Raw genomic sequence first — 22,247 nt, forward strand, 5'->3', positions numbered from 1 at the left:
GTGGAGCGTGCTGACCGGGCACTTTCTGTAACGCGGGGTCAACTGGATATCTGGCTGGCGCAGCAGACTGGCCACTTCGATGTGGCCTGGCAGTTGGGTGTGCTCGTACACATTGAGGGCGCAATAGACACCAATTTGTTGCATCAAGCTATGCGACACATGCTGAATGAGGCTGAGAGCCTAAGGGCTTCGTTCTTCGAGGTCGATGGCCAGGTCTTCCAGAGGGTCGTCGAATACGACGACGTCGACCTTGTCTTTTACGACCTGACCGAGTCACGTGATCCCGAGCGGGAAGTTCGTGAAACGGCTGCATCGATTCAGAACACGCCGATGCCGCTCACCGGCCCGATGATCAAGTTCGCGTTATTCCGGACAGCTCCCGACGAGTACTACTGGTTCACGACCTGCCACCACATCGCCATCGACGGGATGGGCATTGCGCTGATCGGTCGGCGGATCGCGGCCATTTACTCCGCGCTCGCCTCCGGGAAACCGATTCCGCCCGCCTTCTTCGGCTCGCTGCACGACCTCGTCAGTGGCGAGTTGGAATACGAGGCATCGCCCAAATTCTCTGAGGACCAAGAATATTGGACCGCACACCGCCCCCAGGGCGACGGGGCGGCCTACCCGACGACCGCGGCCGACGATGGCCGCGACCCGTATTCACCCTCTCCGCCAGTGCAACTGGATCAGTCGGTGGTCGGCAAGCTCAAAGAGCTCTCCAAGGCGCTGGGCGTCCGTCGGTCATCGGTTCTGACGGCCGCCTGCGCACTTCTGGTGCGCGGCTGGTCCGCCGACGGCTCGGACGAGGTCGTGCTCGACTTCCCGGTCAGCCGGCGAGTCGATCCGGAGTCGAAGACCCATCCCGGCATGCTTGCCGGGGTTGTGCCACTTGTGTTGAACGCCGCGCCGGACACGACGTTCGCCGAGTTCTGCCAGCACGTCGACACACGATCACGAGAAGCGTTGCGGCACCAGCAATTTCCAACACGCACACTCGACGGCGAAGGCGACTTCAGCGGTCCGAGGCAGGCGCCCAACCGCGTCGTCGTCAACTTCGTCCCGGCCCGCCTCACGCTCAGTCTCGGCGGCGTGCCAGCCACGGCGAAATACACCAGCTATGGCCCGGTGGGCCACTTCGGGCTGTTCTTCCTTGGATTCGGCGACCAGCAGTTCCTGAGCACCGTCGGTACCGGGCAACCGTTCTCGAACTTCGACGTTTCGGACCTGCGGGAGCGGCTGCAGCGGATCCTGGCGGCGATGGTGGCCCATCCCGAAGGGCACCTGTCGTCGTTGGACGTGCTGCATGCAGATGAGCATGCCCGCCTGGAAGAGGTTGGAAACACCGCGGTTTTGACCGAGCCGGTGGATTCGCCGATGTCGGTGCCGGAGTTGTTCGCCACGCAGGTGGCCCGCGTGCCCGACGCCGTGGCACTGGTGTGCGAGGGCGTATCGGTGACCTACCGGGAGCTGGACGAGGCGTCGAACCGGCTGGCGCATCGCCTGCTGACCCTCGGCGCCAGCCCGGGACAGACTGTGGCGCTGCTGTTTTCGAGGTCCACCGAGGCCGTCGCGTCGATCCTGGCGGTGCTCAAGACCGGGGCCGCGTATCTGCCCGTCGATCCCTCGTCGCCCAAGGCGCGGATCGAATTCATGCTTGCCGATGCCCGGCCGGTCGCCGCGGTGACGGTCGGGGATCTGGCTGATCGGTTCGACGGCCACGGCCTGACCGTGATCGACGCCGCCGATCCTGGCATCGATGCCCAGCCCGCCACGGCACTGCCCATGCCGAATCCTGCCGATATCGCCTACCTGATCTACACCTCGGGGACCACCGGTGTGCCCAAAGGCGTTGCGGTTACTCATCGCAACGTCACTCAGCTGATGAGCTCGCTGGATGCGGGCCTGCCGGCCGAGGGGGTGTGGTCGCAGTGTCATTCGTACGCATTCGATGTGTCGGTGTGGGAGATCTTCGGCGCGCTGCTGCGCGGCGGACGCGTGGTGGTGGTGCCTGAGGACATAACCCGATCGCCCGAAGAACTCCACGACGTCCTGGTGGCCGAGGAAGTCAGCGTCCTGACCCAGACGCCGTCGGCGGTCGCGATGCTGTCGCCCGAGGGCCTGGAGTCCGTGTCACTGGCGGTGGTCGGCGAGGCCTGCCCGCCCGAGGTGGTCGACCAGTGGGCGCCCGGACGGCTGATGGTCAATGCCTACGGCCCCACCGAGACGACCATGTGTGTCGCGATCAGTGCGCCGCTGGTGGCGGGATCCGGCGTGCCGCCCATCGGTTCCCCGGTGCCCGGCGCGGCCCTGTTCGTCCTCGACGGCTGGCTGCGACCGCTACCACCCGGAGTGGTCGGCGAGCTGTACGTGGCCGGCGCCGGAGTGGCCGGCGGCTATGTCGGCCGATCCGGGCTGACGGCGACGCGGTTCGTGGCGTGCCCGTTCGGCGAGCCGGGCGCACGCATGTACCGCACCGGCGACCTCGCGTCCTGGGGCCCCGATGGCCAACTGCAGTATCTGGGCCGCGCCGACGAGCAGGTCAAAATCCGCGGGTACCGCATCGAACTCGGCGAGGTCCAGGCCGCGCTGGCCGCACTCGACGGTGTCGACCAGGCCGTGGCGATCGTCCGCGAAGACCGTCCGGGCGACAAACGTCTGGTCGGTTACGTCACCGGGACCGCCGACCCGGCCGAGGCGCGCGCCGCGCTGGCCGACCGACTCCCGACCCACATGGTGCCGACCGCGGTCGTGGCGCTCGATGCGCTGCCCCTGACGGTCAACGGCAAGCTGGACACCCGCGCGCTGCCGGCACCCGAGTACACCGCGCGCGAGTATCGCGCCCCGGGCAACGCCGTCGAGGAGATTCTGGCCGGCATCTACGCCGAGGTGCTCGGTGTGGACCGCGTCGGTGTCGACGAGTCGTTCTTCGAGCTCGGCGGCGACAGCATCCTGTCGCTGCAAGTGGTGGCGCGGGCGCGCGCCGCCGGCCTGACGTGCCGGCCGCGAGACGTGTTCGTCGAACAGACCGTGGCCCGGCTGGCCCGGGTGGCCGGGGTCGCCGACGGGGCAGCCGGTGAAAGCGACGAGGGTGTCGGCCCGGTGCTGGCCACCCCGATCATGCGGTGGCTGCAGGGCATCGAAAGCACCGGCGGTCCGATCGACGAGTTCAACCAGACCGTGATGGTTCAGGCCCCCGCCGGGGTGACCGAGGCCGACGTGGCAATCGTGTTGCAAGCCTTGGTGGATCGGCACGCCATGCTGCGGCTGCGGGTCGACGACGACGAAGCCGGCGGCTGGTCTCTCCAGGTGCCCGAGCCGGGGTCGGTGCGGGCCGCCGATTGCCTGCAATCGGTGGATGAATTGAACGACAAGGTGCTGCTGGAAGCGCGGTCGCGGTTGAACCCGGCCGCCGGGGCGATGCTGAGCGCCCTGTGGCTCGAGTCCACCGGCCAGCTGACGGTGATCATCCACCACCTGGCCGTCGACGCGGTGTCGTGGTGGATCCTGTTGGAGGACCTCAACATTGCCTGGGCGCTGCAGAGCGCGGGGCAACCGGTGGAGCTGCCACCGACGGGCACGTCCTTCGCCCGGTGGGCGACGCTGCTGGCCGACCACGCCCACCGCCCCAACGTCGTGAGCCAGCTGGGCGCCTGGAAGAAGGTGGCGGCGACTCCCGCCGCCCTGCCCGCGGCCGACCCCGAGCTGGATACCTACGCCTCCGCCGGGCGCTTGTCGCTGCATCTCGATGCCGAGACCACCGGGGCGCTGATCGGCGACGTGCCCACCGCGTTCCACGCCGGCATCCAGGACGTCCTGTTGATCGCGTTCGGCCTGGCCTGGGCCGAATTCCTGGGTGAGGCAGCCGATTCGATCGGCATCGACGTCGAGGGCCACGGGCGCCACGAGGAACTCGCCTCGGATGTCGACCTGTCCCGCACCGTCGGCTGGTTCACCACCAAGTACCCGGTGTCGCTGGGCGTGGCCGGGCTGAGCTGGGCGCAGGTGACGGCCGGCGACCCGGCGCTGGGCCCGGTGATCAAACACGCCAAGGAGCAACTGCGGGCCCTGCCGGATCCGCTGACCTATGGGCTGCTGCGCTATCTCAACAACGAGGTCGAGCTGACCGGGCCCGACCCGTCGATCGCCTTCAACTACCTGGGACGTCAAGGCGCAGCTTCCGATCCGGCGGGGGAGGGGTGGCGGATCAGCCAGGAGGGACTGTCCCTGATCGGCGCCGCCGCGGCGGTGCCCATGCCGCTGATGCACACCGTCGAGCTCAACGCCGGCACTATCGACACCGCCACCGGTCCACACCTGCATGCCGAATGGACTTGGGCGACTTCGGTTCTCGACGCAAGCCAGATCACCCGGCTGAGCCGGCTGTGGTTCGAGGCGCTGGCCGGCGTGTGCGCGCACGTGCGTGCCGGTGGGGGCGGATTGACCCCGTCGGACATCGCGCCGGCCCGCCTGAGCCAGCAGCAGATCGACGAGCTGCAACGGCAGCACGACATCGCCGACATCCTGCCGTTGACCCCTCTGCAGCAGGGGTTGCTGTTCCACTCCAGCACCGCGCAGGGCAGCGACGATATGTACGCGGTGCAACTGGATTTCACGCTCACCGGACCGCTGGAACCCGACCGCCTGCGCGATGCGGTGCACACCGTCGTCAACCGGCACCCGCACCTGGCGGCCCTGTTCTGCGAGCAATACGACGAGCCGGTGCAGATCATCCCCGCCGATCCCGTCGTCGCGTGGCGATATCTCGATCTCGGCGACACCGACGAGGCCGAAGCAGGCCAGCTGATCGAGCAGCTGTGCGTTTCCGAGCGCACCGCGGTGCGCGACCTCGCCGGCCAGCCGGCGTTCCGGGTGGCGCTGATCCGCACCGCGGACCGCCGGCACCGGTTCCTGCTGACCAATCACCACATCCTGCTCGACGGCTGGTCGCTGCCGATCCTGCTGCGCGAGATTTTCACCAGCTACTACGGCGAGCGGCTGCCCGCCGCCGGTTCCTACCGGGCGTTCCTCACCTGGCTGGCCGCTCGCGACCTCGATGCCGCCCGCGAGGCCTGGGGTGAGGTGCTGCACGGCTTCGAAACCCCCAGCCTGGTCGCGCCGGACGGCCGATTGGGACAGGGCAGCCGCGGCTTCGAAAAGTCTTGCGTGCCTGAGCAAACCACCAAGGCGCTCACCGAGCTGGCGCGCTCCTGCCACACCACGGTCAGCACCGTTCTGCAGGCCGCATGGGCGGTGGTGCTGACGTCGTTGACCGGTCAGCACGACGTCGTCTTCGGCACCCCGCGGTCCCGCGTCGGCCAACTGGAGGTCGACGACGCCGAATCGATGGTGGGATTGCTGATCAACACGGTGCCGGTCCGGGCCAACATCAGCCCGACGACCACCACCGCGGAGCTGCTGGCCCAGTTGCAGAACAGCCACAACGACGCGCTCGAGCATCAGCATCTGGCGCTCAGCGAGATTCACCGCGTCACCGGTCACGACCAACTCTTCGACACGCTGTTCGTGTACGAGAACTACCCTGTCGAAGACGGCATGACCCTGGGCGCCGACGGGCTGGCCATCGCCGAGATCACCAACCGCGAGTACAACCACTACCCACTGACAGTGGAGGCGCTGCCCGGCAGCGAGCTCGGCCTGCACGTCGAATACGACGCCGAGGTGTTCGACACCGCCGGAATCGCCTCGCTGCTGGACCGATTCCAGCACGTACTGGTGGCGATGACCACCGATCCCACCCAGCGCCTGTCGACGGTCGAGCTGCTGGCTCGCAATGAGCGCGAGCTGGTGCTCTCGCAGTTGTCGGGCGCCGGTGTCACCGGGCCGATCGGCGTGGCGCCGCAGCTGTTGGCCACCGCTCTGGCGACCGCCCCGGATGCGACCGCGGTGGTCGACGGTGATCGGGAATTGTCGTACCGCGAACTCGACGAATGGTCGACGCGGCTGGCGCGCAAGCTGATCGACGCGGGCGTCGGTCCCGAGCGCGCCGTCGGCGTGGCGATGGGCCGGTGCACCGAACTGGTGGTCGCGTGGTGGGCCGTGGTCAAGGCCGGCGGCATCCACGCCCCGGTGGACCTCGACCATCCGGTCGACCGCGTCGCCTCCGTGCTGAACTCCGTTGACGCGGTGTGCGTGCTGACGCGTGGCACCGACGAGGTCGCCGGCGCCGGGTCGCGCCCGGTCGTGCGGATAGACGGGCTGGACGTGTCCGCGCACAGCGCCGCGGCGATCACCGATGCCGACCGTCTGGCACCCCTGACCGCGCACAACTCCGCCTACGTGATCTTCACATCGGGCTCCACCGGCACGCCCAAGGGTGTGCTGGTGAGCCATGCCGGTCTGCTGGGATGGGCTGCGGCGCAATGCAAGTCGTGTGGCTTGAACACCGACACGCGGGTGTTGATGGTGGCCTCGCCGACCTTCGACGCGTCGGTCGGCGAAATGTCGATGGCCGCCGCGTCGGGGGCCGCGCTGGTGGTGGCACCGCCACAGGTGTACGCCGGCGAGCCGCTGACCGCCTTGCTGCAGAGCCAGCGGGTCAACGCGGCATTCCTGACCCCGACGGTGCTGTCGTCGCTGGATCGCGCCCGGCTGCCCGGCTTCGACAAGCTGATGATCGGGGGCGAGGCCTGCCCCAAGGAACTGGTCGCGGCCTGGGCGCCCGGGCGGCGGATGTTCAACGTCTACGGCCCGAGCGAGACCACCGTGTGGGTCACCTCCAGCGCGCCGCTGTCGGCCGACGGCCCGGTTCGCATCGGCACCCCACTTCCGGGGGTGTGCGCGGTCGTGCTCGACGCCTGGCTGAAGCCGGTTCCGGTCGGCGTGGTGGGCGATTTGTATGTGAGCGGGCCGGCACTGGGGCACGGCTACCTGGGGCGGGTGGACCTGACCGCGGAACGATTCGTGGCCAACCCATTTGGCGCTCCAGGTGAGCGGATGTACCGCACCGGCGACCTGGTGCGCTGGACGCGCGAGGGTGACTTGGACTTCGTCGGTCGCGCCGACAGCCAGATCAAGCTGCGCGGCCAGCGCATCGAGCTCGGCGAGATCGAGAACACCTTGCTGGCCTGCCCGCAGGTCACTCAGGCCGCCGTCACGGTGCGCGACGGCGGCGCCGGTTCCCACCTGGTCGCCTACGTCACGCTCGACCACACCATCAGCGCCGACCATGACGAGGACAACGTCGAAGAGTGGCAACACCTTTACGACGACCTCTACGGCGCCGACCTCGAGTCCGGCTTCGGCGAGGACTTCCGCGGCTGGAACAGCAGCTACACCGGCGACGCCATCCCGCGCGAGGAGATGGTCGAGTGGCGCGCCGCCACCGTGGACCGGATCACCGCCCTGCAGCCGCGGCGTGTCCTCGAGATCGGTGCGGGCTCAGGGTTGCTGCTGTCGCAGATCGCCCCCCAGTGCGATGAGTATGTGGCCACCGATTTCTCGCCGGTGGCGATCGAGAACCTGGCCCATTCGATGGAGCGGCTGCAGTTGCCGTGGCGCGACCGGGTTGAGCTGCGAACCCAACCGGCCCACGTCACCGACGGGCTGCCGCGCGGTCACTTCGACACGATCATCTTGAACTCGGTCGTTCAGTACTTCCCCAACGCGGGATACCTGGCCGAGGTCATCGATAACGCCATGGAGCTGCTGGCCCCCGGCGGGGCCGTGTTCGTCGGTGACGTCCGCAACCACAGCCTGCAGGGCGGGTTCCAGACCGCGATCGCGCTGGCCCGCGGCGGCACCGCCGCCACCGAGGCCGCCGAACTCCGCAAGCGGGTGCGCCATGCCATGCTCGGTGAGACCGAATTGCTCTTGGCCCCCGAGTTTTTCACCACCTGGGCTGTCAACTGCCCGTCGGCCGGTGGCGTCGATATCCAAGTCAAACGTGGATTCGCCGACAACGAACTGAACCGGTACCGCTACGACGTCGTCATCCGCAAAGCGCCGGCACCCGTGCGGTCCGTCGCCGACGCACCCACCTGGTCGTGGACCGAATGCGCGGGCTTGGCCGGGCTGCGCGACGTGCTGGCGTCCCAACGGCCCGCCGTCGTCCGCGTCACCGACATCCCGCACGCCGGCGTCATCGCCGACGTCCGCGTCGAAGCGGCGCTCGCCGAGGGGCAACCCGTGGCCGACGCGCTCGCCCAAGCCGACTCCGTCTCCGACACCGCCGTCGCCGAAGAGGTGCACCGCATCGGCGAGTCACTCGGATATCGCGTCGCGGTGACCTGGGGCGCCCAATCCGGTACTCTGAGTGCCGTTTTCGTCGATGCCGCCGACACCACGCCCCTCACGGATCTCTACTTGCCGCCCACCGGGATTCGGCGGCGCACCAGCCACGCCAACGACCCGCGGACCAACACCAAGATCGGCGAGGTGCGCGAGCGGCTGAGCGCGTGGCTGCCGGAATACATGGTGCCGGCGCACATCGTGGCGCTGGAGGAATTCCCGATGACCTCATCGGGCAAGCTCGACCGCAAGGCCCTGCCGGAACCGGAATACCAGGACGTGGACCGTTATCGCGCCCCGGCCACCGCGGCCGAGGAGATCCTGGTGGGCATCTACGCCCAGGTGCTCGGCCTGGAGCGGGTGGGCGTCGACGACTCGTTCTTCGACCTGGGTGGCGATTCCCTGTCGGCGATGCGCTTGATCGCCGCCGTGAACACCAGCATGAACTCGGATCTCAGCGTGCGCGCCGTGTTCGAGGCGCCTACAGCGGCCGAGCTGGCGCTCCTGGCAAGCGGCGACGGCGATCGGCCGGAGCCCTTGGTGGCGGGGGAGCGGCCCGCGGTCATTCCGCTGTCGTTCGCCCAGACGCGACTGTGGTTCATCGACCAATTCCAAGGGCCCTCACCGATTTACAACGTCACCGTTGCATTGCGGCTGCGCGGTGAGCTTGACGCGGACGCGCTGGCCGCGGCGCTGGCCGATGTGGTCGGCCGCCACGAGAGCCTGCGCACGGTGTTCGCGGCAGCCGACGGAGTCCCACAGCAGGTGGTGGTTCCCGCCGAGCAGATCGGCTTCGCCTGCCAGATCATCGATGCCCGTGGCTGGCCGGAGGACCGGGTGCGTGAGCGCATGGCGGCAGCGGCTCAGTACGCGTTCGACCTGTCGAGCGAAAGTCCTTTACACACAGAGCTGTTCACCGTCAACGACGACGAACACATGCTGGTGGTCGCGGTGCACCACATCGCCGCCGACGGCTGGTCGATCACGCCGTTCGCACGTGACCTGGGCGTGGCATACGCCAGCCGGTGTGAGGGGCGCGCCCCCGACTGGTCGCCGCTGGCGGTGCAGTACGTCGACTACACGCTCTGGCAGCGCGCGTATCTGGGCGACGTGGAAGACAGCGGCAGCCGCATCGCCGCGCAGCTCGACTTCTGGGCAGACGCCCTGGCCGGGTTGCCCGAATGCCTGCAGCTGCCCACCGACCGGCCCTACCCGCCGGTCGCCGACCACCGCGGCGCCCGGCTGGCGGTGGACTGGCCGGCCGAGCTACAGCAGCAGCTGCGCCGGGTGGCGCGCGAGCACAACGCGACCAGCTTCATGGTGATCCAGGCCGCGTTCGCCGCGCTGCTGTCCAAGATGAGCGCCAGTGACGATGTGGCCGTGGGCTTCCCGATCGCCGGGCGCCCCGAGCCCGCGCTCGACGAGCTGATCGGATTCTTCGTCAACACCCTGGTGCTGCGCGTCGACGTCGCCGGGGACCCGACCTTCGCCGAGCTGCTGGCCCAGGTGCGCCGGCGCAGCCTGGCGGCCTTCGAGCACCAGGACGTGCCCTTCGAACTGCTGGTGGAGCGGCTCAACCCCACCCGAAGCATGACCCACCACCCGTTGATCCAGGTCCTGTTGGGCTGGGAGAACTTCCCCGGGGAGGTCAGCACCCCCGCGGCCGGGCTGGCCCTGGGCGACCTGCAGGTCACCCCGATGCCTCTGCACACCGACACCGCCCGCATGGACCTGACGTTCTCCCTGGCCGAACGGTTCACTGAGTCCGGTCAGCGCGCCGGCATCGCCGTGACGGCCGAATACCGCACCGACGTCTACAACGCGGACACCGTCCAGGCGATGATCGAGCGGCTGCAGCGGCTCTTGACCGCCGTCACCGCCGAGCCCGAGCGGCGGCTGTCCTCGGTGGATCTGCTGGACACCACCGAGCATGCCCAACTGGCGAAGTGGGGCAACGAGGCCATCCTGGCCGAGCCGATGGAACCCGTAACGGTCGCGGGCTTGTTCGCCGCGCAGGCGGCCCACACCCCGGACGCGGTGGCGCTGACATTCGAGGACCGGTCGATGACCTACCGGGAGCTCGACGAGGCCGCCAACCGGTTGGCGCACCTGCTGGTGGACCGCGGGGCTGGCCCGGGAAAGTTTGTCGCGCTGCTGTTTCCGCGGTCGGCCGAGGCGATCGTATCGATCCTGGCGGTGCTCAAGTCCGGGGCGGCGTACCTGCCGATCGACCCCGCTCTGCCGGCCACCCGCGTCGAGTTCATGCTGACCGATGCCGCCCCGATGGCCGCGGTCACCACCGCCGACCTGGCCGGCAAGTTCGATGGCTTCGACCTGATCGTCATCGACGCCGCCGATCCCGCGGTCGCGACGCAGCCCAGCACCGCGCCGCCCGCACCGGCGCCCACCGACCTGGCCCACATCATCTACACGTCCGGCACCACCGGTGTGCCCAAAGGCGTTGCGGTAACCCAACACAACGTCGCGCAGCTGTTCGACGACCTGCGCCTCGGTTTCGCCCTGTCGGCCGAGCAGGTGTGGACCCAGTTCCACTCGTATGCCTTCGACTTCTCGGTGTGGGAGATCTGGGGCGCGCTGCTGCACGGCGGCCGGCTGGTCGTCGTGCCTGATTCGGTGTCGCGTTCACCCGAAGAGTTCCATGCTCTGCTGGTCCGCGAGGGCGTCACGGTGCTGACCCAAACCCCTTCGGCCGTGGGGCTGCTGCCCACCGACGGCCTGGACGGGACGTCGCTGGTGATCGGCGCCGAACCCTGCCCGCCCGAGCTGGTCGACCGGTGGGCGCCGGACCGGGTGATGGTCAACGTCTACGGCCCGACGGAGACCACGATGTGGGCCTGCAAGAGCACGCCGCTGCAGGCCGGGTCGGGATTCCCCCCGATCGGTTCGCCGGTGACCCGGGCGGCGTTCTTCGTGCTGGACGAGTGGCTGCGCCCGGTGCCGGCCGGCGTGGTGGGCGAGCTGTACCTGGCCGGCCAGGGCGTCGGCGTCGGGTACTGGCGTCGCCCCGGACTGACCGCGTCGCGGTTCATGGCCTGCCCGTTCGGCGAACCCGGCACCCGCATGTACCGCACCGGCGACCTCGTCTGCTGGGGCCCGGACGGACAGCTGCGCTACTTCGGCCGCGCCGACGAGCAGGTCAAGATCCGCGGCTACCGCATCGAACTCGGCGAAATCCAGGCCGCGCTGTCCGCGCTCGACGGGGTCGAGCAGGCCGTCGTCGTCGCCCGCGAGGATAGCCCCGCCGCCTTGCGCCTGGTGGGTTATGTCACCGGGTCGGCGGATCCCGGCGCGGCGCGCGCCGCGCTGGCCGAGCACCTCCCGGCCTACATGGTCCCGGCCGCGGTGGTGGTGCTGGACGCGCTGCCCGTCACGGTCAACGGCAAGCTCGACGCCCGCGCCTTGCCGGCGCCCGACTACCGGGCCGTCGACAACTACCGCGCCCCGGGCACCGCGGTCGAGGAGATCCTCGCCGGCATCTACGCCCAGGTTCTCAACGTCGAACGTGTCGGCGTCGACGACTCGTTCTTCGACCTGGGTGGCGATTCGCTGTCCACCATGCGCCTGGTCACCGCGATCAACGCCGCACTGCAAAGCGACCTTCCGGTGCGCGTCGTCTTCGAGGCGCCCACCGTCGCGCAACTGGCACCGCGCGTCGCGGAGAGCGCTGGCGGCCTGGAGCCGCTGGTGGCCGGCGAGCGGCCCGCGATGGTCCCGTTGTCGTTCGCGCAGAACCGGTTGTGGTTCGTCGACCAATTCCAGGGCCCCTCACCGCTGTACAACATGGCGGCCGCGCTGCGGCTGCGCGGGCAGCTCGACACCGAGGCCCTCGGTGCGGCGCTGGCCGACGTGGTGGGCCGCCACGAAAGCCTGCGCACCCTGTTCCCGGCGCACGAGGGAACCCCCCAACAGGTGGTGGTGCCCATCGAGAGGGCCGAATTCGGCTGGGACGTCGTCGACGCCACCGCATGGTCGGCCGGCCAGCTGGACGACGCGATCAAGGCGGCGACCCGCTACACATTCGACTTGGCAGCCGAAATCCCCATGCGGGCACGGCTTTTCGCGGTCGCTGCGGACGAGCATGTGCTGGTGATCGTGGTGCACCACATCGCCGCGGACGGCCTGTCGCTGACCCCGCTGGGCGCCGATTTAAGCGTGGCCTACACCAGCCGGTGCGCCGGACAGGCCCCCGGCTGGGCCGAATTGCCGGTGCAGTACATCGATTACACGCTGTGGCAGCGGGCCCAATTCGGTGACCTCGACGACACCGCCAGCCGCATCGGCACCCAGCTGGCCTATTGGGAGCAGGCGCTGGCCGGAATGCCCGAACGGCTGCAATTGCCCACCGATCGGCCCTACCCGCCGGTGGCCGATCAGCGCGGCGACACTGTGGTCGTGGACTGGCCGGCCGAGCTGCAGGAGCAGGTGCGCCGACTGGCCCGCGAGCACAACGCGACCAGCTTCATGGTGGTGCAGGCCGCCCTGGCGGTGCTGTTGTCCAAGATCGGCGCGAGTTCTGATGTGGCGGTGGGCTTCCCGATCGCCGGGCGGCGCGACCCCGCCCTCGACCAGCTGGTCGGGTTCTTCGTCAACACCCTGGTGTTGCGCGTCGACCTGGCCGGTGACCCCAGCTTCGCCGAACTGCTGGAGCGCGTACAGGCGCGCAGCCTGGCGGCGTTCGAGCACCAGGACGTGCCGTTCGAGGTGCTGGTCGAGCGGGTCAACCCGACCCGGAGCCTGACGCACCACCCGCTGGTGCAGGTGATGCTGGCCTGGCAGAACTTCGCCGGACACGACGACCCGGCCGCCGGTCTGGCGCTGGGCGACCTCGAGGTCACCTCCGTGCCGGTCGAGGACCAGGCGGCCCGCATGGACCTGGTGTTCTCACTCGCCGAGCGCTGGAACGCCGCCGGCGAGGCCGCCGGCATCGGCGGCCGGGTCGAATTCCGCACCGACGTGTTCGACGCGGCCACCATCGAGACGCTGATCGGGCGGCTGCAACGGGTGTTGACGGCGATGACCGCCGATCCCACGCACCTGCTGTCGTCGGTGGACCTGCTCGACGAGGCCGAGCACGCCCGCCTGAAAGAGCTTGGCAACAACGGAGTTCTGACCGGGCCGGCGAGCGCACCCGCGTCGGTGCCCGAACTGTTCGCCACCCAGGTCGCCGCCGCGCCGGACGCCGTCGCGCTGGTGTGCGAGGGCCTCTCGGTGACCTACCGCGAGCTGGACGAGGCGTCGAACCGGTTGGCGCATTGCCTCGTGGAGTACGGCGCCGGTCCGGGACAGACTGTGGCGCTGCTGTTTTCGCGGTCGGCCGAGGCGATCGCGTCGATCCTGGCGGTGCTCAAGACCGGGGCGGCCTACCTGCCGATCGATCCCTCCTCGCCGGACACCCGGATCGCGTTCATGCTCGGTGACGCCAAGCCGATCGCCGCGGTCACCACCGCCGACCTGGCCGGGCGGTTCGACGGGTATGACGTGTCGGTCATCGACGTCGACGATCGACGCATCGACACCCTGCCCGAAACGGCGCTGCCGCTGCCGACGGCGGACGGTGTCGCCTACCTGATCTACACCTCGGGCACCACCGGTGTCCCCAAAGGCGTTGCCATCACTCACCGCAACGTCACTCAGCTGCTGGGATCGCTGGACGCCGGCCTGCCGGCGGCGGGGGTGTGGTCGCAAAGCCACTCGCTGGCGTTCGACGTCTCGGTGTGGGAGATCTTCGGCGCGCTGCTGCGCGGCGGCCGGCTGGTCGTGGTGCCCGAATCCGTCGCGCGTTCACCGCAAGACCTGCACGACGTCCTGGTCGCCCAGGAAGTCAGCGTGTTGACCCAGACCCCGTCGGCGGTGGCGATGCTCTCGCCCGAGGGCCTGGAATCGGTGTCGCTGGTGATGGCCGGCGAGGCCTGCCCGGCCGAGGTGGTCGACCAGTGGGCACCCGGCCGGGTCATGGTCAACGCCTACGGACCGACCGAGACCACCATGTGTGTGACCATCAGCGCGCCCCTGGCGCCGGGCTCGGCAGCCAACGGGCCGGTGCCGATCGGGTCCCCGGTGCCGGGGGCGGCGCTGTTCGTGCTCGACGAATCGTTGCGGCCGGTGCCGCCCGGCGTCGTCGGGGAGCTGTACGTCGCCGGATCCGGCGTGGCCGCGGGATATGTCGGCCGCCCCCGCCTGACCGCGTCGCGGTTCGTCGCCTGCCCGTTCGGCGGAGCCGGCACCCGCATGTACCGCACCGGCGACCTGGTGCGGTGGAACGCCGACAGCCAACTGCAGTACTTCGGACGCGCCGACGAGCAGGTCAAGGTCCGCGGCTACCGCATCGAACTCGGCGAAATCCAGTCCGCGCTGGCCGGACTCGACGGCGTCGAGCAGGCCGTCGTCATCGCCCGCGAAGACCGTCCCGGTGACAAGCGCCTCGTCGGCTACATCACCGGCAGCGCCGACGCGACCGTGGTGCGCACCGCGCTGTCCGAACGGTTGCCCGCCTACATGGTCCCGGCCGCGGTGATGGCACTCGACGCACTTCCGTTGACCGCCAACGGCAAACTGGACACCCGCGCCCTGCCGGCACCGGAATACACCGCCGGTGAATATCGGGCCCCCGAAACCCCCACCGAAGAAATCCTGGCGGGCATCTATGCAGAGATCCTCGGCGTCGAACCGCCCCAGCTTGTAGGCGTCGACGACTCCTTCTTCGACCTCGGCGGCGACAGCATCTCCGCCATGCGCCTGATCGCCGCGATCAACGCGAGCCTGGAAGCCGATCTCGCGGTGCGCGTCGTGTTCGAAGCGCCCACGGTGGCCCAGCTGGCGCCCCGGATCGGTGAGGGCGGAACCGGGCTGGAGCCGTTGACGGCCGGTGAGCGGCCCGTGGTCGTCCCGCTGTCGTTCGCGCAGAACCGGTTGTGGTTCCTCGACCAATTGCAGGGTCCCTCAGCGGTTTACAACATGTCGGCCGCGCTGCGGCTGGACGGCCGGCTCGATGCCGATGCGCTCGGCGCCGCACTGGGCGATGTCGTGGCCCGCCACGAGAGCCTGCGCACCCTGTTCGCCGCCCCCGAGGGAACCCCGCAGCAGGTGGTAATCCCCGCGAACGAAGCCGATTTCGGCTGGGAGGTCGTCGACGCCGGCGGCTGGTCGGCAAGCCAGCTGGAAGAGGCGATCGGCGCCACGGCCCGCTACACCTTCGACCTGTCGGCCCAAATTCCGTTGCGGGCCCAGCTTTTCCGGCTCCGCGACGACCAGCATGTGCTGGTGGCCGTGGTGCACCACATCGCCGCCGACGGCATGTCCATCACCCCGCTGGTGCGCGACCTGGGGGTGGCGTATGCCAGCCGGGCCGCCGGCCGCGGCCCCGACTGGACGCCGCTGCCGGTGCAGTACGTCGACTACACGCTCTGGCAGCGCGCGCAATTCGGCGACCTGGACGACGGCAACAGCCGCATCGCCGCCCAGCTGTCCTACTGGGAAGACGCCCTGACCGGGATGCCCGAGCGGGTGCAGCTGCCCACCGACCGGCCTTACCCGCTGGTGGCCGACCAGCGCGGCGCCACGGTCGAAATCGACTGGCCGACCGAGCTGCAGCGGCGCGTCGGCGAAGTGGCCCGCCAGCACAATGCCACCAGTTTCATGGTGGTTCAGACCGCGCTGACGGTGCTGTTGTCCAAGATCGGTGCCAATCCCGATGTGGCCGTGGGCTTCCCGATCGCCGGCCGGCGCGACCCCGCGCTCGACGAGCTGGTGGGCTTCTTCGTCAACACCCTGGTGTTGCGCGTCGACGTCGCCGGCGACCCCACCTTCGCCGAGGTGCTGTCGCAGGTGCGTCAGCGCAGCCTGTCCGCGTACGAGCACCAGGACGTGCCGTTTGAGGTGCTGGTGGAACGGCTCAACCCGACCCGGAGCCTGACACATCACCCGCTGGTGCAGGTGATGCTGGCCTGGCAGAACTTCGCCGGCCACGACAGCGGCCCCGCCGCCGGGCTGTCCCTGGGCGACGTCCACGTCACGCCGATGCCGGTGGACACCCAGACCGCCCGCATGGACCTGACCTTCTCGCTGGGCGAGCGCTGGACCGACGGCGGTGAGCCCGACGGCATCGGCGGCACCGTCGAATTCCGCACCGACGTCTTCGACGCGGCCAGCATCCAGGCGCTGATCGACCGGCTGCAGCGCGTGCTGCTCGCGATGACCACCGATCCCGCACAGGCGGTCTCGGCGGTCGACCTGCTCGACGACGCCGAACACGCCCGGCTCGACGAGATCGGCAACCGCGCCGCGCTGACCGGATCGGCGAGCCACACCGATTCCATCCCCGCGCTGTTCGCCGCCCAGGCGGCCCGCACCCCGGACGCCGTCGCGCTGGTCTGCGACGGCCGTTCGCTGACCTACCGCGAGCTGGACGAGGCGTCGAACCGGCTGGCGCACAGCCTGACCGGGCACGGCGCCGCTCCGGGACAGACTGTGGCGCTGCTGTTTTCGCGGTCGGCCGAGGCGATCGTGTCCATCCTGGCCGTGCTCAAGTCCGGGGCGGCCTACCTGCCGATCGACCCGGCGCTGCCCGAGTCGCGGATCGGATTCGTGCTCGGCGACGCCGCCCCGATCGCCGCGATCACCACCGCGGAGCTGGCCGGGCGGTTCGACGGCCACGAGGTCAAGGTCATCGACGTCAACGACCCCGCCATCGACAGCCAGCCCACCAGCGCGCTGCCGGCGCCGGGTCCGGAGAACCTCGCCTACCTGATCTACACCTCGGGCACCACCGGTGTCCCCAAAGGCGTTGCCGTCACGCATCGCAACGTCACCCAGCTGCTGACGTGCGGCGACTCGGGACTGCCGCGCACCGGCGTGTGGTCGCAATGGCATTCGCTGGCGTTCGACGTCTCGGTGTGGGAGATCTTCGGCTCCCTGCTGCACGGCGGCCGACTGGTCGTGGTGCCCGAATCGGTCGCGCGCTCACCAGAAGACCTGCACGCACTGCTGGTCGCCGAACGGGTCAGTGTGCTCAGCCAGACCCCGTCCGCGGCCGGGGCCCTCTCGCCCACCGGGCTGGAATCGGTCACGCTGGTGGTCGCCGGTGAGGCCTGCCCGTCCGAACTGGTGGACCGGTGGGCCCCGGGCGGGGTGATGATCAACGCCTACGGCCCCACCGAGGCCACGGTCTACGCCGCCATCAGCGCGCCGCTGGAGGCGGGAGCACCGGGCGTGGTGCCGATCGGCTCCCCGGTGCCGGGCGCGGCGTCGTTCGTGCTCGACGAGTGGCTGCGGCCGGTGCCCCCCGGCGTGGTCGGCGAGCTGTACGTGGCCGGCGCCGGAGTGGCCTGCGGCTACTGGCAGCGGTCCGGCCTGACCGCATCGCGTTTCGTGGCCTGCCCGTTCGGCGAGCCCGGCGCGCGCATGTACCGCACCGGTGACCTGGTGCGCTGGCGCGCGGACGGACAGCTGGACTACCTCGGCCGCGCCGACGAGCAGGTCAAGATCCGCGGCTACCGCATCGAGCTCGGCGAGGTGCGCGCGGCGCTGGCGTGGGTCGACGGCGTCGAGCAGGCCGTCGTGGTGGCCCGCGAGGACCGCCCCGGTGACAAGCGCCTCGTCGGTTATGTCACCGGCAGCGCCGACCCGGCCGCGGTGCGTGCCGCGCTGGCCGAGCGGCTGCCGGGCTACATGATCCCGACCGCCGTGGTGGTGATGCAGGCCCTGCCGCTCACCCCCAACGGCAAGCTCGACACCGGTGCCCTGCCCGCGCCGGACTATCAGGACGCGGACCGGTATCGCGCCCCCGACAACGCCATTGAAGAAATTCTGGCCGGAATCTTCGCCCAGGTGCTCGGCCTCGAGCGTGTCGGCGTCGACGACTCCTTCTTCGACCTTGGCGGCGACAGCATTTCGTCGATGCAGGTGGTGACGCGGGCGCGGGCCGCCGGCCTGGTTTGCAAGACGCGCGACATCTTCGTGGAGCAGAGCGTGGCCCGGCTGGCCCGGGTGGCCGAAGTGGTGGACGCCGAATCCGCCGTGGCCGACGAGGGCCTCGGGCCGGTGCAGGCCACCCCGATCATCCGGTGGCTGCAGGACGTGGAAAGCGCTGGCGGACAAGTCGATCAGTTCAACCAGACCATGCTGGTGCAGGCCCCCGCCGCGGTCACCGAGGCCGACGTCGTCACGGTGCTGCAGGCCCTGCTGGATCGCCACGCCGTGCTGCGGCTGCACGTCGACAAGGACGCCGCCGGCTGGTCGCTGACGGTGCCCGAGCCCGGCTCGGTGGATGCCCGCGCGTGCCTGCACGAGGTTGACGAACTGTCCGACGAGGCGGTTATCGAGGCCCGGTCGCGGTTGAACCCGGCCGCCGGCGTGATGCTCAGCGCGGTGTGGGCGAGCGCCACCCGCCAACTGGTGGTGATCGTGCACCACCTGGCCGTCGACGGCGTGTCCTGGCGAATTCTGTTGCAGGACTTGAACATCGCGTGGGCTCAGCATCGCAGCGGGCAGCCCATAACGCTGCCCATGGCGGGCACCTCGTTCGCCCGGTGGTCGTCGCAGCTGGCCGAATACGCGCACCACCCGGACGTGGTGGATCAGGCCGACACCTGGAAACGGGTGGCGGCCACACCCGCGGCGTTGCCCGCGGTGCGTCCCGACGCGGACACCTTCGCCACCGCCGGACACCTCTCCATGGAGCTCGACGCCGAGACCACCGGCGCGCTGCTGGGTGACGTTCCGGCGGCGTTCCACGCCGGCGTGCAAGACATTCTGCTGATCGCGTTCGGGCTGGCGTGCGCGGAATTCACCGGCGATCCCGGCGCTCCGATCGGCATCGACGTCGAGGGCCACGGACGGCACGAGGAGCTGGGCCGCGACGTCGACCTGTCCCACACCGTGGGCTGGTTCACCACCAAATACCCGGTTTCCCTTGCGGTGCAAGGTGTTTCGTGGGCACAGGTCACTTCCGGCGGCGCCGCGCTGGGCGCGGTGCTCAAAGACGCCAAGGAACAGCTGCGGGCCCTGCCGGACCCGCTGAGCTACGGGCTGCTGCGCTACCTGAACACCGACGTCGACCTGGACGCCCCGGAGCCGCCGATCGGTTTCAACTACCTGGGGCGCCAGGGCGGCGCGGCCGAGCTCACCGACGACATGTGGCGCCCCGAGCCCGACGGCTGGTCGGTCACCCGCGCGGCGACCGCGATCCCGATGCGGCTGATGCACACCGTCGAGCTGAACGCGGTCACCGTCGAGACCGAGGGCGGCCCGCAGCTGCACGCCAACTGGACCTGGGCGCCGTCGGCGCTGAACGACGAGCAGGTCGCTCGCCTGGGCCGGCTGTGGTTCGAGGCCCTGGCCGGCATCTGCGCCCACGTGCGCTCCGGTGGCGGCGGCCTGACGCCGTCGGACATCGCGCCCGCCCGCCTGAGCCAGCGGCAGATCGATCAGCTTGCTCGCCAATACCACATCGCCGACGTGCTGGCGCTGACCCCGGTCCAGCAGGGCCTGCTCTTCCACGCCAACACCGCACACGCGACCGAGGACCTCTACGCGGGCCAGCTGGACATCAGCATCGCCGGCCCGCTCGATCCCGACCGGCTGCGCGACGCGGTGCAGACGATGATCGGGCGCCATCCCAACCTGGTGGCCCGGTTCTGCGACCAGTACGACGAGCCCGTCCAGGTCATCCCGGCCGACCCGGCGGCGGGCTGGCAGTACCTCGAGCTGGACGACGACGCCGGCGCCGACGCGCGGATTCAGCGGCTGTGCGCCGCCGAGCGCGCCGCGGTCTGCGGCGACCTCGCCGACCAACCGGCCTATCGGGTGGCGCTGGTACGCACCGCACCCGACCGCTACCGGCTGGTGCTGACCAACCACCACATCGTGCTCGACGGCTGGTCGATGCCGATCCTGCTGGGGGAGATCTTCGCCGCCTACTACGGCCAGCGCTTGCCGGCGGCCGCGTCTTACCGCGGCTTCGTCGACTGGCTGGCCGAGCGCGACCTCGACGCCGCCCGCGCGGCCTGGGCCGAGGTCTTCGCCGGCTTCGACGCCCCGACGTTGGTGGGTCCGCAGGACCGCACGGAGCTCGGAGAGCAGAGCGTCGAGTCGTACTCGCTGCCGGCCGCACTCAGCCAGGCCGTCACCGACCTGGCCCGCTCCCGCCACACCACCGTGAACACCGTGCTGCAGGCCGCCTTCGCGCAACTGCTGTGCGGCCTGACCGGCCAGGGCGACGTCGTGTTCGGCACCACCGTGTCGGGCCGGCCCGCCGAGGTCGCCGGCGCGGACACCATGGTCGGTCTGCTCATCAACACCGTGCCGGTGCGGGCGAACATCACCGCGACCACCACCACCGCCGAACTGCTCGACCAATTGCAGGGCGCGTACAACCACACGCTCGACCATCAGCACCTGGCGCTCAACGAGATTCACCGCATCACCGGCCAGGACCAGCTGTTCGACACGCTGTTCGCGTACGAGAACTATCCGATCGACGCCGGCGCATTGTCGGCCGACCAGGAGCTGGCCGTCACCGACATCACCAGCCGGGAATCCACCCACTACCCGCTGACGGTGCAGGCTCAGCCCGGCAAGGAACTGCGCCTGCAGGTCGAATACGACACCGACGTCTTCGACGCGGCACGGATCGCGACACTGATCGAGCGGCTGCGGCGGCTGCTGGTCGTCATGACCACCGACCCGGCGCGGCGCTTGTCGTCGATCGACGTGCTCGACGACGCCGAACACGACCGGCTGGACGCGTGGAGCGACCGGGCCGTACTGGCCCAGCCCAGCACCGAAACGTCGATCCCGGCGTTGTTCGCCGCGCAGGCCGCGCGCAGCCCGCGGGCCAAGGCGGTGACCTTCGAGGGCCGGTCCATGTCGTACCGGGAGCTCGACGAGAAGTCGAACCGGTTGGCGCACTTGCTAATTGAGCGTGGTGTGGGCCCGGGCGAGGCCGTCGCCCTGCTGTTCGGAAAGTCGGCGGACGCGATCGTGGCGATCCTGGCGGTGCTGAAAACCGGTGCGGCCTACCTGCCGATCGACCCGGCGCTGCCGGCCGCCCGCATCGATTTCATGCTCACCGACACCGCGCCGATGGCCGCGGTCACCGTCGCCGAGCTGGCGGACAAGCTCGACGCCCACGACCTGATCGTCGTCGACATCAACGACCGCGCCGTGGCGCGCCAGCCCCGTACGGCCCTGCCGGCGCCGGCGCCGGCGCACGTCGCGCACATCATCTACACGTCGGGCACCACAGGTGTTCCCAAGGGTGTGGCCGTCAGCCACCACAACGTGACCCGGCTGTTCGACGCGCCGGCCGTCGGCGTCGAGCTGTCGGCCGACCAGGTGTGGACCCAGTTCCACTCGTACGCCTTCGACTTTTCGGTGTGGGAGATCTGGGGCGCGCTGCTGCACGGCGGGCGGCTCGTCGTGGTGCCCGATTCGGTGGCCCGCTCGCCCATGGAATTCCACGCTCTGCTGGTCGCGGAGAAGGTCACCGTCTTGAGCCAGACCCCGTCCGCGGTGCGCATGCTGTCGCCGCAGGGCCTGGAGTCCGCGGCGCTGGTGATCGGGGCCGAGCCCTGCCCGCCCGAGCTGGTGGACCGCTGGGCGCCCGGACGGACGATGCTCAACGTCTACGGCCCGACCGAGGCCGCCATCTTCTCGTCGATGAGCACGCCTTTGACGGTCGGGCCCGCGGGCTCGGGCGCGCCGCCGATCGGCTCCTCGGTGCCCGGGGCGGCGTTGTTCGTCCTCGACGGGTGGCTGCGCCCGGTGGCGGCCGGAGTGGTCGGCGAGCTCTACGTCGCCGGTCGCGGCGTCGGCTACGGCTACGTGCGGCGGGCCGGGCTGACCGCGACGCGCTTCGTGCCCTGCCCCTTCGGCGAGCCCGGATCGCGCATGTATCGCACCGGTGACCTGGTGCGCTGGCGCGCGGACGGACAGCTGGACTACCTCGGCCGCGCCGACGAACAGGTCAAGATCCGCGG

General features: G+C 69.9%; 1 protein-coding gene (only partly in view). It reads left to right on the top strand.

What is annotated here, in order from left to right; genetic code table 11:
* A protein-coding gene (locus tag B8W69_RS03265; protein WP_085288542.1) for a non-ribosomal peptide synthetase crosses the window boundary here: on the top strand, positions 1-22,247 show its 5' portion. Its footprint extends 9,043 nt past the window's final position; the window shows 22,247 of its 31,290 coding nt (coding positions 1-22,247); the start codon lies at positions 1-3; the stop codon falls past the right edge of the window.

Origin of the sequence: Mycolicibacterium vulneris, assembly GCF_002104765.1 — a bacterium.
Lineage (GTDB): Bacteria > Actinomycetota > Actinomycetes > Mycobacteriales > Mycobacteriaceae > Mycobacterium > Mycobacterium vulneris.